Here is a 13,616-nt window from a genome sequence, read left to right as displayed (position 1 = left end):
ACGGTCAGAACGCCTTGCGGATCTCGAATGAGACCGCGTATTCGCGTTCAAGCTGAGGTCCATCCAAATCTTGATACACTGGGATCACGCCCTCGATGCCCAGGCGTGTGCCCGCCAAAGCCCCCGACCTCGGCACAAGGTAATTCACTCCGATGCCGATGCTGAGAAACTGGCCGCCGCGCAGAGTCGGGTCGGCGGTGGGCACCATGTCTGGATTCAGGCGCCCGTCAACGCCGTCAATATTTTCGACGATGTCGCCGACCAATCGCAACGAGGAGCTGAACCGGTCATTCCAGCGCCGTGCAGCCCAGACCGTTGCCGAATAGACATTGCCCAAGGTATAACCCGCATCGTTCTCACCCATCCGGATCATGGCACCCAACTGACCGCCCCACGACCAATCCGCGTTCTGGCTCGTGTAGGTGACGCCCGGCAGCAGGTCGTAGGTGCCAGACCCCAGTTGCATGGGATAGGGCAGCAGCTGGTCCGGCCCGGCCGGCGTGGTGTCGGTCTCATCTATCGAGCCCGTCGGAAGACTTAGGCCAAGAGACAGTTCCAGCACCTGCCCGTCGGATTTGTAGATGTCATATCCACCGATGATCTTAAGATCACCGAACCCCTGTGCCCTGGTCTTGAATGTCTGGCCCAAGCGGGTCTGGTGCTTCATCGTCTTGTGGGCATAGGGCAGCATCGCCATCACCGAGATGTCGTCGGTAACACCGTACATCAGACCGACCATCGCCATGTTCATGCTCATGCTGAGCGGCGCGATCGGATACTGCGCCAGCACGCCCGAAGTAGGCAGCGACCGCGTTCCGGTGCGGTTACCGTCCATCTCCATGTTCATGTACGAGAACACCGGCATCAAAACACCCTCGGGCGGGTGCATGCCGCCGACGACACCCGTGGGCGGCATCGCATCGGGGCGCATCATTGCGGACATGTTGCCGGAGGCTTGCGGGTTCATTGCCACGTTGTCAGCCGGTGGCGTATCCGTGTGGGCCATGGCGGTGGAGGCCAGGCTCAGCCCCCCGGCCAGTATTACGGCCTGGATGTGCTGCCACCCGCACAAAATCTCGGGGTTGTTCCGTGTCATGATGCCCTCATTTTCGTTCGTTTTCTAATCCCGCACATTGAAAGCAGCTTGTTCGGTACGTCCATCTGTGTGGTCGGATGCTGGGGGTCTCCAGCGCTGGAAGGTCAAGACCGCCGAACAAAATCGCGATCGTCCGGGTGGGTGCGGCAATACTGCGCTTGACCCTCCAGCGCTGGATTGTCGGACAAGGCCGCAAAACCGGAAACCCGGAGGCTTTGGAATGATACCGGAAATTGGGCAGTTTGCCCTGGCACTCGCATTGGCCGTGTCTTTGGTGCAAAGCGTATTGCCCTTGATTGGAGCAGCACGGAATAATGTCATATGGATGCGATCGGCAACTGCGACCTCAATCATGCTTACCGCGCTGGTCGCCATCGCCTTCGGCGCCTTGATGTGGTCGTTCGTGGTCAGCGATTTCACCGTGCTAAATGTGGCCAGCAATTCTCATTCGCTGAAACCGATGCTTTTCAAGGTGGCGGCAACCTGGGGCAGCCACGAAGGTTCGCTGCTGTTGTGGATTCTGATACTGGTGGTTTTCGGGCTGGGCGTATCTCTGTTGGCTCGGAACATCCCACTGAAACTCAAAGCGCGCACCTTGGCGGTGCAAGCGTGGATCAGCGCGGGTTTTTTGTCCTTTATGCTGTTCACGTCAAACCCGTTCGACCGGGTGTTTCCAGCGCCGCTGGACGGTCAGGATCTGAATCCACTGTTGCAGGATGTGGGTCTGGCTATGCATCCGCCGTTTTTATACCTGGGTTACGTCGGCTTCTCGATCGTCTTTTCCTTCGCCGTGGCAGCCCTGATTGAGGGGCGGGTCGATCCTGCATGGGCGCGGTGGGTGCGGCCTTGGACACTGGCGGCCTGGGTGTTCCTGACACTGGGTATCGTGCTGGGCAGCTGGTGGGCCTATTACGAGCTGGGTTGGGGCGGCTGGTGGTTTTGGGATCCGGTCGAAAATGTCTCGTTTATGCCTTGGCTGGCTGGCACAGCACTGTTCCATTCGGCCGTCGTGACCGAAAAGCGCGGCAGTTTCAAAAGCTGGACGATCCTGCTGGCCGTGCTGACCTTCTCGTTGTCCTTATTGGGGACATTTATTGTCCGTTCAGGCTTGCTTACATCGGTCCACGCGTTTTCGGTCGATCCCGAACGCGGCATTTACATCTTGGGGCTGCTGGCCGTCGCGATCGGTGGTTCTCTGACACTTTTCGCCATTCGCGCGCCTGAAATGGAGGGCGGCGGTCTTTTCGCCCCGATCAGCCGCGAGGCAGGTTTGCTTATTAACAATCTGCTGCTGGCAACCGCAACGGCGACTGTTTTATTCGGCACGCTTTACCCGTTGTTGCTTGAAGCCGTTACAGGCGAAAAGATTTCGGTTGGACCACCCTATTTCAATGCCAGTTTCGTTCCGATCATGCTGGTTTTGGTCGTTGTGATGGGGATTGGGCCGCTATTGTCGTGGAAGCGGGCGGATTTGCGCGGTGTGCTGCACCGTCTGAAGTGGGTAGCTGGACTTAGCCTGCTTGCGGCGTTGGTTGTGTGGTATTTGGATACCGGCGGACCTGCCCTTGCGGTTCTGTCCATCGGCCTTGCGGTTTGGCTGCTGGGTGCTGTGCTGACAGAATGGGCCAGCCGAATTAAGCTGGGTGAGGCACCGCTGGCCGAGTCCCTGCGTCGTGCTCGCAACTTACCGCGTTCGCATTACGGCATGGTCGTAGCCCATGCGGGGCTGGCGGTCTGCATGATCGGATTCATCGGGTCCAGCGCGTGGAAGTCTGAGGTTGTGACCTTTGCCGAACCCGGAACACATTTCGAGATTGCCGGGTTCGACGTGCGTTTTGACGGTGTAGAGCAGCTTCGCGGACCAAACTACGTGTCTCGCATGGCCACCCTGACGGTGTTTCGCAATGGCGCTTATGTCACCACGCTTAAGCCCGAGCGCAGGGCCTATCTCGTCGCGGGCACCAGCACGACGGAGTCGGCAATTCGCACCACGTTGGCAGGGGACCTTTACGCCTCAATATCGGAACCGGCGGCGGAATCGGAACAGAGCAAATGGACCCTACGTATCTTGTATGAGCCATTGGTGGTCTGGATCTGGATCGGTTCAGGTTTGTTGGCATTGGGTGGGGTCTTGTCTCTCACTGATCGGCGTCTACGCGTCGGTGCACCACGGAAACGGACCGGGCCGGGCTCCATTCCGGTAGCGGCGGAGTAGGGCAATGAAACGTCTATTTGCACTGTTTCCAATTACGATTGCCGGCATCCTGGGCGCCTTCCTGCTATGGGGACTGAACCCCGATCGCGACCCGAACGAAATCCCGTCAGTTTTGATCTCGCAGCCAGTGCCTGGGTTCGACCTGCCGCCGGTTGATGGGCTGGATACCGATGGGCTGTCCAGCACCGATCTGGTGAAAAATGACGGATCGGCTCCGATCGTGGTCAACGTGTTTGCGTCCTGGTGCGTGCCCTGCCGGGCCGAACATGCAGTGCTGACGCGCATGGTGCGCGATGAGGGCATTCGCCTGATGGGTATCAACTACAAGGACAAGCCGAAGGACGCACGGAAATGGCTTGACGATCTGGGCAACCCTTATGAGCGCATCGGTTCCGACCTAGACGGTCGTGCCGGGATTGAATGGGGGATTTCCGGCGTGCCTGAGACCTTTGTGATTGATGGTGCGGGTAAGGTCGTATTCCGTTTTGTTGGCCCGGTGCTGGGCGACGAGGCAATTTCAAGGATGCGCACCGCGCTGGATCAGGCGCGAGCGAGCGGAGGACAGGCGTCATGATAGGTCGCTTTGTGATCACTTTAGTCATTCTGGCGGCGCTGGTATCGCAGCCAGCATTCGCGGTTGAGCCTGACGAGTTACTTGCAGACCCGGTTCTGGAGCAGCGAGCACGAGTGATTTCGAAACAAGTGCGCTGTGTGGTGTGCCAGAACCAAGACATCGACAGTTCCAACGCTGGTGTTGCGCGTGACCTTCGCCTGCTTGTGCGCGAACGGCTGGTGGCAGGAGACACGGACCAGCAGGTTATGGATTTTCTGGTTGCGCGTTATGGAGACTATGTTCTGTTCAACCCGCCATGGAAGCCATCAACTTACATTCTGTGGGTTGCGCCTATCGTCATCCTGGGGCTGGGCGGCATCGCGACTACAGCGGTTTTGACCCAGAATGCCCGCCGATACAGAAATTCGCGAATACAAAAAGCGGAACACGGCGCGAGCGAAGAACGGAATCCCGAAGACCATTCACTCACGGAGCCGCACGCATGATCTGGATTATCTTTTCATTCATGGCCGTGGCGGTGTTTCTGACGCTCGCCCTCTCCGGTATGGGGCGCAAGACCTCGGACTTGTCAAGACGCGAAAGCGCCTCTGCCATCTTTTCCGACCAGATCGGTGAAGTGGAGAAGGACCTGGAACGAGGGATTATCTCGACCGAAGAGGCCAAGGCTGCCAGAACCGAGATAGAACGTCGCCTGAAGGCGATTGACCGGCAATCGGACGACAAAGCGATGATGGGCCATTCCGGGCGCTCAATGATTCTACTTGCCGCGCTCGCTGTTCCAGCGCTCGGAGCGGGACTTTATTGGCAATTGGGTAGTCCCGACATCCCCAGCCAGCCATTTGCCCAACGCGAGGGGGAGCAGGCCGAAGCCCGTGAAATCGCCGACCTTGCCGTGCGCCTGAAGTCGCGGCTCGAGGCGGATGAAACCGGCGGGCCAACCGAGGGATGGGTGTTGTTGGCTCAGACCTATATGCGTATGGGACGCTTTGGAGATGCCGCAGACGCGTTCGAGGGGTTGCTGGACCGACCCAATGCGAATTCAGCACTGGTGTCGCAATATGGCGAGGCGTTGGTCTATGCCGATGACGGTGTCGTTACGCCCAAGGCCGATCGGGCGTTTGAACGAGCCTTGGAACTGGACCCATCGAACCCAGCAGCGACATTCTACAAAGCCGTTGGTCTGGAGCAGGCTGGATCGCCTGATAAGGCCTATGATCTACTGAAGACGCGGATCGACGCCGAAGAGGAGTTCCGGCCATGGATGGAGAGTTTTGTGGCCCAGCTTAAACGCATCGCCCCGTCGATCGGACGGGCGCCGGTGGATCTGGCGGCTTTTGCCCCTTCCATGCCCGGCCCAACTGCCGATCAGGTGGCGACGGCCGAGGAGATGTCCGACGAAGATCGGCAGGTCTTCATCCGCTCGATGGTCGAAAGGTTGGCGAATCGGATGAAGGAAAACCCAAGCGATCTGGACGGCTGGATGCGGCTGGGCAACGCCTATGCTGTCCTGGGCGAGAATGAGAACGCACGTAATGCGTATGGCAAGGCGCAGAAGCTTGCCGAAAACCTGTCGCAGACCGACCCACGCAAGGCGGAGATCGCCCGGTCGCTTGCAGAGTTGGGGGCCTGATCGCTTGCAGCTTATTGGTTGGCCGCCCGTCTGATCGGCGCGGCCTTGTCCAGCGCGTCCAGCACCGCAGCGGTTGAAAGTATCTCGGGCAGGGCGATGCCCTCAGGGGCTGACGGTCCGTAAACAATGTTGAAAGGGATGCCAAAGCGGCCATTGTCCTCAAGGAACCGGGCGATCACATCGTCGGGGCGGGTCCAGTCGGCCTGCATCGGAATTGCTTTGTCCGATTGCAGTGTTGCCAGAACCTCGCCGCGTTCCAGCACCAGCGCTTTGTTGGCCTTGCAGGTCAGACACCAATCGGCTGTGACATCGATGAAAACCACTTCGCCGCGTGACACAAGGCGGGCGATTTCGGGGCGGCTGAAGGTAATCCACGGGATCTCTCCGGTCGGCTCAAGTAGGTCGGCCTGGTCTTTGCTGGCAGTCGCAACTGGGATCGCCAGTGCTGCGGCAAGAGGCAGCAACAGGGCTGTCCAGCGCAAAATCGGCGGCAGCGTAGCGCCTGTCCAGATCACCAGGACCAGAACAGTTGTAGCCAGTGCCGTAGCGGTAGCAGCGGTGTCTCCGGCGACGCCGGCCATCACCCAGACCAGCCAGCCGATCGTAGATAGCAGCGTCGCCGACAGGACCCATTTCAACCCTACCATCCAGCGCCCCGGTTTGGGCAGTGCTGCAGTGAGTTTCGGGTGCACCGCAACCAGCAGGTAGGGAATGGCCAGCCCGACCCCCAGCGCGGTGAAAATTGCCACGATGTCCATCGGCTGTCCGGTCAAGGCAAAGGCCACCGCTGTGCCCAGGAAGGGGGCCGAGCAGGGCGTCGCCAGAATCGCAGAGAAGGCTCCGGTCAGGAAATCGCCGATCAGCGGCACGCGGCCCTCGTCGATACGGGCCAACCGGGTGTTCAGTGACTGCGGCAGCGTAATCTCGAACAGGCCCGCGAGGCTGGTCGCGAAAACCGCCAGCACCACAATCATCACCGCAAGAAACAGAGGGTTTTGGAACTGGATGCCCCAGCCGACGGAATAACCCAGCGACCGTGCCGCGATAGTGACCGCTGCAAGCAGCCACATGAAAGCAAGGATTCCCGCTGCCGAAGCCAGGAACCCGGCGCGTATCTGCGCGGAGGAGCGGTCATGCGCCTTTACAGCCGAGGACAGCTTGATCGACAGCACTGGCAGCACGCAGGGCATGACATTCAGGATCAGTCCACCGCCCACCGCCAGCAGAATGATCCAGACCAGCGTGCTGCTCGAGATTTCGGCGGCGGCGATTTCATATGGCGGCGGGGCAGGGGGGGCGTCGGTAAGGGGCGAAAACTCTGCCACGCGGTTAGTGTCAGTCACCGTGACGGACAAGGCAGGGGGTTCCTCCGCCAGAGCGAGGACCGGGAACTGTACCCACAGCCGACGCCGGTCGCCAGCGAGCCGGATGTCGGGAGCACCAAACGCGGTGTCGCGCCCCATGTCGGGAAAGATGTCGGGTTCATCAAAAGGCAGGTCGCTGGTGAAACTCAGCGTCAGCGTCTTGGACTCGGCGTCCAGTGTTGCGGCGTCGGACGCCATTCCGCTGGTGTTCCCAGCGGTTGGCACCCGCGACATGAAGGCATTGAGAATCCGTGTCGAGTTCTGATCTCGACTCGCCCCCTGGGTTAGCGACAAGTTCAGCGCAAACTCGACCGGCACACAGATGTTGGAACAGACCAGCGTTGTCACGGCGGCCTTCAGGTCAACTGGCGCTCCGGGGTTCTCGAGTGTAACGGTCAGCGGAAAGACCACTTCGTCCTTGTATCCGAAGTTCTCAATCCCGAAGGCGCGAAACCGGATAGGTGCAGGCCAGTGGAACTGCACGTCGCTGACGTTTCGCGACCCATCCCAGGTGATCTTGGGCGGAATTCCCACTTCGCCCGGTGATCTCCAGTAGGTTTTCCAGTCTTCACCCAACTTCAGGTGCAACCCCGCAGTGATCGTCTCGACGCCTGGCGCGATCCCGTCCTGTGTGGTAATTAAATGGGCAACCAAGGGTTCTGATTCATACGCTTGGGATATGGCTGAAAAGCTTGGCCCGGCGGAAATGAGTCCAAAGACCAAACCACAGATCAAAAGCCGGAAATTCAGGAGTATTCTCGACATAACGCGTCGCCATCGGTTGTTTTGCACCCGTCCCTGCCAGATTCCAGCGCTGGAGGGTCAACGGGCCGGAATGTCACATCCCTGCAGTCAGCTCACAAACCCCTCACGGCCGTCATCGCAGATGAAATAAGCCCCGCCATCCGGGCCCACCCATTGAACCTGGCAGCCTTGGGGCAGAGAATATTCGAGCGGCGGTTGTAGAGGGCACAGCTTGGGACGTGGTGCACAGGCCACTAGCGAAAGAGCGGTCAACGACACGGCGGCCAACCTTGAGCACCGAGACTTCATGATGGTAGATTATTGTCGGGATACAGCGTTTAGTCCTACAGAGGCGTCGGTTGCCTTCGGCCGTTCAGCTTCCGATTTGGTCGAATGGCAGGATTTTCCCATCGCCTTGTGCAATAAGAAATGTGCCCCGACGCACAGGATCAGCGGTGCGAACAGGCCCAAAGAGTCAGAGAGTCCGCCAACCGTCCCGCCAGCCATGAAGTAGAAAACGATCGGCAGGACCATGACAATGCAACAGGCCATCATGCCCCATTTCATGATATTGCCACCGGTACCCGGTGTTGCCGCTTGCGGCGCGTCGTCGGTCTGATTGTCTTTCACGTTCAGCTCCAAAATTGAGATTGGAGACCTCTGGTAGCGCCCTCCCGCGATGGAAGGTCAAGCTGTTTTAATGCGCAGGAGCGCTATTTGCCCAAACCCGATTTTTTTGGAATACACGAGCAACGCTAACATGTTGTTTTTTTGAAAATTGGAAATCCAGAAATTTGGTTTGTGTCTACCACCGTTAAAGCAATCTATGTCGAACAGTCTCCTATTTGGGTGTTGTCACGCTAACTGTAGTTCGGTTGCTCTTGTTTGGATTTGGACGTGGGTCGCATCGATGAGTTCATCATCCATGAACTATAACCGTCACCGATTTTCTCCTCAGATCATGGCCCATGCGGTGTGGCTTTATCGTCGCTTTAATTTGAGCCTGCGCGAAGTTGAAGAAGTGCTGTTGGTGCGCGGGATCGATGTGTCTCATGAGACTGTCCGGCGTTGGGTCATCAAATTTGGGCCGGTGGTCGCTCGATGCATGCGACGGCGGCAGGGCCATCCAAGCGATGTCTGGCACCTCGATGAAGTTGTTGTGAAGATCTCAGGTCGCAAGTTTTGGCTTTGGCGCGCGGTCGATCAGCATGGCATGGTGCTGGACGAAATACTCCAACCTAATCGGGATAAACTGGCCGCAAAACGATTGTTGCGCCGCCTGATAAAGCGTCCTGACTTCATTCCAAAACGGATCATCACGGACAAGCTCCGCTCATATGGTGCTGCCAATCGGGAGATTGCTCCGGGTCTAGATCATTGGTCGCACAAGGGGCTCAACAACCGTTTTGCTGGCTTCGGGAGGGTATCCTTGGATGGTGATCCAAATGCAGGACCGCGCCGAATATATGAGCGCGCTCGAAGCCGCGAGTGCTTCAGGAAATGTATCCCTTTTTGCAAGGTTTATCGCCGCAGGGCTTGGTGCATGATGAGTCAAAGAACCGATGCAGCCTGTGTCTTGAATGCTAATATTTAGGCCGCCAATTGATTTGAACGAATAATTGAATGGACATATCGGATTGTGCAGCTGATTGTTTTCACTCATTTGACGGGTCCGGAAACCAAACCAAGCAACAGGAGCGCTATCAATGCTGACCAGACGACATTTTGTTGCAACATCGCTCGCCATTTTCTCTCAGCCAGTTTTCGGAGTGGCATCGGCGGCAGCCTCGCAATGGTCAGAGTGGGATGCGCAAGTGACGCCGATCAATTTTGATCCCGCAACATCCAATCCTTGGGGGCTGCACCCGCGTTTCCTGCCTCAGCGCGTGCAAACCAATCGAGCACTTGTTCCGGGTGACATCCATGTCGATGCTGTGGCACGATATCTGTATTTCATCGAAGACGGCGGCACGGCAATGCGTTACGGCGTAGCCATTGCCCGAGGTAATCTCTACGAGCCCGGTGTCTACACGATCAAGCGAAAGGCCAAATGGCCGCGCTGGACTCCCACCGCCGAAATGATTGAGCGCGACCCTGAGGAATATGCTCAATCTGCGGATGGTGTGCCCGGTGGACCGACAAACCCATTGGGATCAAGGGCGTTGTATTTGTACGAAGGTGGTCGCGATACATACTTGCGAATTCACGGAACACCTTACCCAAGATCCATCGGAGGTCGCGCAAGTTCCGGCTGCGTAAGGATGGCTATGCCGCATATCATCGGGCTCTATGATCGTGTCAGGGCAGGGTCCACGGCTCATCTCTATCCTCCCGAGCGGATTTTGACCGCGACCAGTTGACAGGCGTTTGTCAGGCGCGCGTACAGATCGGGCGCCCGTCAATTGTCCTGAGTGGCAGGAAGGTTGTTTCGACCGGCCCAACGTAGCGATACCAATAGCACCCGTCATCGGGCATGATTTTCACAGCGGTCAGGTCCTGACCCGGGGCCGCGATTTGGGCAACGGTGTCCGGAACTCGGGAGATCGTTCCGGGCTCGCTTTCTGCAGAAAGCGATGTTGTTTCTGTACAGGCGCTGACAAACAAAAGTGCGGCCAGTGCGTGCAGAGCTTTCTTGGAGGACATGGTGTTTAGCCCACGGTGATTGTCATTTGCAGTAGCTGATACCTTCGCATCGGCAGGTGATCACATCAATTCACCAAGAACTAAGCGATTGTTAGCGTTGCTTTTTTGTGCTCCGCTAATTCAATAAAAGCCAAGTTCGGCTTGAAGCGGCTTAGTAACGTGCCCAAGAAAATTGTTTTGCCACAATGATTTGATGATATGAGCCCGCCTTTGGGGCAAAATCCCTGCGCCAACGGTTACGACATGCCAGACGAAATATCCCTGATACAAAGCCTTTTGCGTGTTGACCTTCCAGCGCAGGAACCGGGCATAGGAAATATTTGAGTCGAGATACAAGAACAACCGGTTGGGATGGCAGGTATGAAACAGAGCAAGGATAGAGGGGCAATTTCGCGACGCAGAGTAATGGCCGCGTTTGCTGCGACGACGTTTTTACCCGCACCGGCCGTTTTGGCCCAGTCCGCGGAAACCGAAGGTACACGCCGCAATGTGTCGTCTTTCCGTGTTGCTAAATGGCAAGATCACTTCGATACGCTTAAGAACGGTGTGATCCTCTCCGATACACAGTCGAAAGTGTTACAATATTGGTCAGAAGACGAAAGTGTCTATCGGATGTATCCGACAAGCGTGCCGCTCACGGAAGACCTTACAAGGTTGGGCCACACCACGGTTATTCGCAAGGTCGAAGGGCCATCTTGGCGACCGACGCCGGCAATGAAAGAGCGCAATCCCGCATGGCCCGACTATGTAGGCCCGGGTCCTGAGAATCCTCTGGGGACACATGCGCTCTACCTGAGCTGGCAATATTACCGCATCCATGGCACCAATGACACGCGCAAAATCGGTAGAAGATCCTCAAACGGCTGCATTGGCTTGTACAACGAGCAGATCGCGGATCTGTTCGAACTGGCCACCGTGGGCACGCAAGTAAAACTGATCTGACCTTGGTCAAGGCGACTTTCTGAGTCGGAAGCTAAAGTCCGATAACTGAAAATCATGTGAAAAACTGAGATGGATAAACTTACACTCTTGATAGGCGGAGTAGTGATCGCAGGCGCTGCCGGCTTCGTCTACAATCTTAATCAACAACCATCAGGTCACTCTATGACGCCTCCTGATACATCAGCGCTATCCCCCGGCGATCCAATTGAAGACGTCAAATTGCCAGAGCAATTCGGCCAATTGGCAACGGTCGGCAAGGTAGCGTTCGACGCGAAGTGCGCTGCGTGCCATGGTGCGAATGCAACTGGCCTGGAAGGGTTGGCTCCTCCGCTGGTGCACAAAATATACGAGCCCAGCCACCATTCGGATGAAGCCTTCTATCGTGCGGCGCAGAACGGCGTTCAGGCACACCATTGGCAGTTCGGCAACATGCCGCCGGTCGAAGGCTTGACCCGCGCGGACGTAAAAGGCATCGTTTCGTATGTTAGGGAATTACAGCGCGAGAACGGGATAAACTGAACCGTGAAACGCAAGGCAGGCAGGGCAATCGGGTACTGGATTCTGGCGGTAAGCATCTTTATCGCCGGATTTCTGGTCGTATCGGAACCTGCATTCGCCCACGGCAACGACGGCACGATGCACGCACCGCTTGTAATTGAAACACCGGATCCTGAGCACGTTGAAAATGGTCATCCTGGCCATTGCCACGGCGGTTCATTTTGCAATGGTGTTGCGATGGCCGTAGTGCCGCCAGCAGCACCCGAGTTGGCCTCGAGGATGGATCGTCAAACCCTTGCAGCGGGCCACTTCCGGGCGTTGGCCGTCTATTTCTTTGACCCACCTCCGCCGCGCATCCTGTCCTGATTGACCAAACCTTGCCCCAATTGGGCGCATTGAATCAGACATACAGGATAAGACAATGACCTTTTTGAAACTGACAACAGGCGCCGCATTGGCGTCGATTATCGCTGTGACAGCGCTGGCGCACGGCGGTGCCACGGGCATCGTGAAGGAACGCATGGACGGCATGTCCGCACTGAAGAATAGTATGAAAACCCTTACGCCAATGATGCAGGGCAAAACCCCCTATGACGCCGATGTGGTCCGGCGCGAGGCGGAACAGATCGGTCGCCATGCAGGCGATAGCATGACCCGGCTATTCCCGGACGGCTCTGGCGGCAAACCCTCAGAGGCCAAACCGGAGATTTGGTCAGATTGGGATGAATTCTCAGAACTTGCCGAACAGTTGCACACCTATTCCCAAGGATTGGAATTGGCGGCCGAGAACGGGCTGATGGTGGCAGGAACAGGGCAGGGTGCCAGCATGATGGGCGGCGAATCCATGATGGGTGGTGGTTCTATGATGGGTGCCGGGATGATGGACGGCAGTCCAGATCAGGCACAACTTTCTGAAATGCCGGCAGATGGTGTGTTCATGATGCTGAGCCAGACATGCTCAGCTTGTCACACGCAATTTCGGTCGGAATAGGAATGCGTCATGAGACCGATATTCCGATTGGGCCTTGCTGCCGCCGCAACGGCGTCAGCGGGACTTGTTGCCGTGATGGCTTGGCCGATTGGCCAGCCGTTGCAATCGCTCGACATTCAGGGTGACGTTAACCGTGGGGCTTATCTGGCAAGGGCAAGTGGCTGTATCGCTTGCCACACAGATTTTGCCAAAGGGCGCGCGCCCTTGGCCGGCGGGTTGGAGTTGGATACGCCGTTCGGCACGCTCTATTCACCGAATCTGACCACAGACCCCAATCACGGGATCGGTGATTGGACCATCGAGGAGTTCGCCCGCGCCGTACGTCAGGGTGTGTCGCCCGATGGACAACCCTATTACCCGGCCTTTCCTTATCCGTTCTACGCCAACTTCACGGATCAGGACATCGCCGATCTCTGGGCTGCATGGCTAACGGTTCCACCGGTAGCGGAACCGTCAAAAGAGCAGGAAATGGCGTTCCCCTTCAATCAGCGGTGGGGCTTGAAGCTGTGGCGAGCGGCTTTTCTTAAACCGCCCCGGACCGATCCTGTGCCAGGTAATGATGATGTATGGAACCGGGGCCGTTTACTGGTCGAAGGTGCCACGCATTGTGCGGCCTGCCACACAGGGAGGAACCTGGCTGGCGCAAGAAATTCGGACACCGAACACTTCAAGGGAAGCGACTCTCTGCCGGGCGGTGACAAGGCGCCGGCCATCGATTTTGAAACCCTGCAAATGCGGGGTTGGACAGTCGACAGCTTGGCCTATGCCCTGCGTACCGGCATCATGCCTGACGGCGATGTGTTCGGTGGCGCCATGGGTGAGGTCGTAAACTATGGGACCAGTTTTCTGACAGACGATGACCGGAAGGCGATGGCAACCTATCTGCTGGATGTGCACGACGGGGGATAATCTAGTGAGA

14 protein-coding genes and 1 pseudogene are annotated in these 13,616 nt (G+C 57.4%); 11 read left to right on the top strand and 4 right to left on the bottom strand.

The genetic code is table 11. The annotated features are described in order from the left end of the window. Positions 1–4 precede the first annotated feature (4 nt). Positions 5–1,096 (bottom strand): transporter, encoded by a 1,092-nt coding sequence (locus tag AC2FFA_RS18785; RefSeq protein WP_496852754.1) that lies wholly within the window; start codon positions 1,094–1,096, stop codon positions 5–7. A 220-nt stretch (positions 1,097–1,316) separates the two neighbouring features. On the opposite strand from AC2FFA_RS18785, the gene AC2FFA_RS18780 reads away from it, so the two are divergent. The 4 genes from AC2FFA_RS18780 to ccmI are packed head-to-tail and all read left to right on the top strand — an operon-like array spanning position 1,317 to position 5,515. Further along, a complete protein-coding gene (locus AC2FFA_RS18780; protein WP_496852753.1) occupies positions 1,317–3,311 on the top strand; it encodes a heme lyase CcmF/NrfE family subunit in 1,995 nt (664 codons plus the stop codon). A gap of 4 nt (positions 3,312–3,315) precedes the next feature. After that, positions 3,316–3,885: a DsbE family thiol:disulfide interchange protein gene (locus AC2FFA_RS18775; RefSeq protein ID WP_496852752.1), complete on the top strand. Its 570-nt coding sequence runs from the start codon at positions 3,316–3,318 to the stop codon at positions 3,883–3,885. Further along, complete coding sequence (locus tag AC2FFA_RS18770) at positions 3,882–4,370, top strand: cytochrome c-type biogenesis protein (RefSeq protein ID WP_496852751.1); 489 nt, start codon at positions 3,882–3,884, stop codon at positions 4,368–4,370. Before AC2FFA_RS18775 ends, AC2FFA_RS18770 begins: the two co-directional genes overlap by 4 nt. Continuing rightward, positions 4,367–5,515, top strand: coding sequence for a c-type cytochrome biogenesis protein CcmI (gene ccmI, locus AC2FFA_RS18765; protein WP_496852750.1), 1,149 nt, complete (start codon positions 4,367–4,369; stop codon positions 5,513–5,515). The genes AC2FFA_RS18770 and ccmI overlap by 4 nt, the downstream gene beginning before the upstream one ends. An 11-nt stretch (positions 5,516–5,526) precedes the next feature. Here the strand turns inward: ccmI and AC2FFA_RS18760 are convergent, their stop codons facing one another. Both AC2FFA_RS18760 and AC2FFA_RS18755 read right to left on the bottom strand, forming a co-directional pair. Beyond that, positions 5,527–7,533 (bottom strand): protein-disulfide reductase DsbD family protein, encoded by a 2,007-nt coding sequence (locus AC2FFA_RS18760; RefSeq protein WP_496852749.1) that lies wholly within the window; start codon positions 7,531–7,533, stop codon positions 5,527–5,529. Between the two features lie 408 nt (positions 7,534–7,941). Continuing rightward, complete coding sequence (locus AC2FFA_RS18755; RefSeq protein WP_496852748.1) at positions 7,942–8,253, bottom strand: DUF2933 domain-containing protein; 312 nt, start codon at positions 8,251–8,253, stop codon at positions 7,942–7,944. A gap of 280 nt (positions 8,254–8,533) precedes the next feature. Here AC2FFA_RS18755 and AC2FFA_RS18750 point away from each other — a divergent pair. Both AC2FFA_RS18750 and AC2FFA_RS18745 read left to right on the top strand, forming a co-directional pair. Beyond that, positions 8,534–9,028: pseudogene (locus AC2FFA_RS18750) on the top strand (IS6 family transposase); the annotation flags it as partial. A gap of 301 nt (positions 9,029–9,329) precedes the next feature. Next, positions 9,330–9,983: a L,D-transpeptidase gene (locus tag AC2FFA_RS18745; RefSeq protein WP_496852747.1), complete on the top strand. Its 654-nt coding sequence runs from the start codon at positions 9,330–9,332 to the stop codon at positions 9,981–9,983. 10 nt (positions 9,984–9,993) lie between these two features. Here the strand turns inward: AC2FFA_RS18745 and AC2FFA_RS18740 are convergent, their stop codons facing one another. Continuing rightward, a complete protein-coding gene (locus tag AC2FFA_RS18740) occupies positions 9,994–10,266 on the bottom strand; it encodes a hypothetical protein (protein WP_496852746.1) in 273 nt (90 codons plus the stop codon). A gap of 351 nt (positions 10,267–10,617) precedes the next feature. Between AC2FFA_RS18740 and AC2FFA_RS18735 the strand changes: the two genes are divergently transcribed. The 5 genes from AC2FFA_RS18735 to AC2FFA_RS18715 all read left to right on the top strand — a co-directional run bounded on the left by AC2FFA_RS18735 (position 10,618) and on the right by AC2FFA_RS18715 (position 13,606). Then, the gene (locus AC2FFA_RS18735; protein WP_496852745.1) at positions 10,618–11,208 is read left to right on the top strand and encodes a L,D-transpeptidase; all 591 of its coding nucleotides are present in this window, start codon (positions 10,618–10,620) and stop codon (positions 11,206–11,208) included. A 69-nt stretch (positions 11,209–11,277) separates the two neighbouring features. Beyond that, positions 11,278–11,727, top strand: a complete 450-nt coding sequence (locus AC2FFA_RS18730) for a c-type cytochrome (RefSeq protein WP_496852744.1) — start codon at positions 11,278–11,280, stop codon at positions 11,725–11,727. Positions 11,728–11,730: 3 nt separating this feature from the next. Further along, positions 11,731–12,072: a hypothetical protein gene (locus AC2FFA_RS18725; RefSeq protein WP_496852743.1), complete on the top strand. Its 342-nt coding sequence runs from the start codon at positions 11,731–11,733 to the stop codon at positions 12,070–12,072. A 55-nt stretch (positions 12,073–12,127) separates the two neighbouring features. Next, complete coding sequence (locus AC2FFA_RS18720; protein ID WP_496852742.1) at positions 12,128–12,697, top strand: c-type cytochrome; 570 nt, start codon at positions 12,128–12,130, stop codon at positions 12,695–12,697. A gap of 9 nt (positions 12,698–12,706) precedes the next feature. Next, positions 12,707–13,606: a c-type cytochrome gene (locus tag AC2FFA_RS18715; protein WP_496852741.1), complete on the top strand. Its 900-nt coding sequence runs from the start codon at positions 12,707–12,709 to the stop codon at positions 13,604–13,606. The last annotated feature ends 10 nt before the right edge of the window (positions 13,607–13,616 follow it).

The organism is Ruegeria sp. YTSB088 (genome assembly GCF_059609825.1).
The sequence above is the reverse complement of the archived record's forward strand: the minus strand, read 5'-3'. Positions and strand labels throughout refer to the sequence as shown.

Excerpts from the sequence above, each read along its gene's own strand:
- AC2FFA_RS18785 (WP_496852754.1), bottom strand. The coding sequence starts at position 1,096 with ATGACACGGAACAACCCCGAGATTTTGTGCGGGTGGCAGCACATCCAG.
- AC2FFA_RS18780 (WP_496852753.1), top strand. The coding sequence starts at position 1,317 with ATGATACCGGAAATTGGGCAGTTTGCCCTGGCACTCGCATTGGCCGTG.
- AC2FFA_RS18775 (WP_496852752.1), top strand. The coding sequence starts at position 3,316 with ATGAAACGTCTATTTGCACTGTTTCCAATTACGATTGCCGGCATCCTG.
- AC2FFA_RS18770 (WP_496852751.1), top strand. The coding sequence starts at position 3,882 with ATGATAGGTCGCTTTGTGATCACTTTAGTCATTCTGGCGGCGCTGGTA.
- ccmI (WP_496852750.1), top strand. The coding sequence starts at position 4,367 with ATGATCTGGATTATCTTTTCATTCATGGCCGTGGCGGTGTTTCTGACG.
- AC2FFA_RS18745 (WP_496852747.1), top strand. The coding sequence starts at position 9,330 with ATGCTGACCAGACGACATTTTGTTGCAACATCGCTCGCCATTTTCTCT.
- AC2FFA_RS18740 (WP_496852746.1), bottom strand. The coding sequence starts at position 10,266 with ATGTCCTCCAAGAAAGCTCTGCACGCACTGGCCGCACTTTTGTTTGTC.
- AC2FFA_RS18735 (WP_496852745.1), top strand. The coding sequence starts at position 10,618 with ATGGCAGGTATGAAACAGAGCAAGGATAGAGGGGCAATTTCGCGACGC.
- AC2FFA_RS18730 (WP_496852744.1), top strand. The coding sequence starts at position 11,278 with ATGGATAAACTTACACTCTTGATAGGCGGAGTAGTGATCGCAGGCGCT.
- AC2FFA_RS18720 (WP_496852742.1), top strand. The coding sequence starts at position 12,128 with ATGACCTTTTTGAAACTGACAACAGGCGCCGCATTGGCGTCGATTATC.
- AC2FFA_RS18715 (WP_496852741.1), top strand. The coding sequence starts at position 12,707 with ATGAGACCGATATTCCGATTGGGCCTTGCTGCCGCCGCAACGGCGTCA.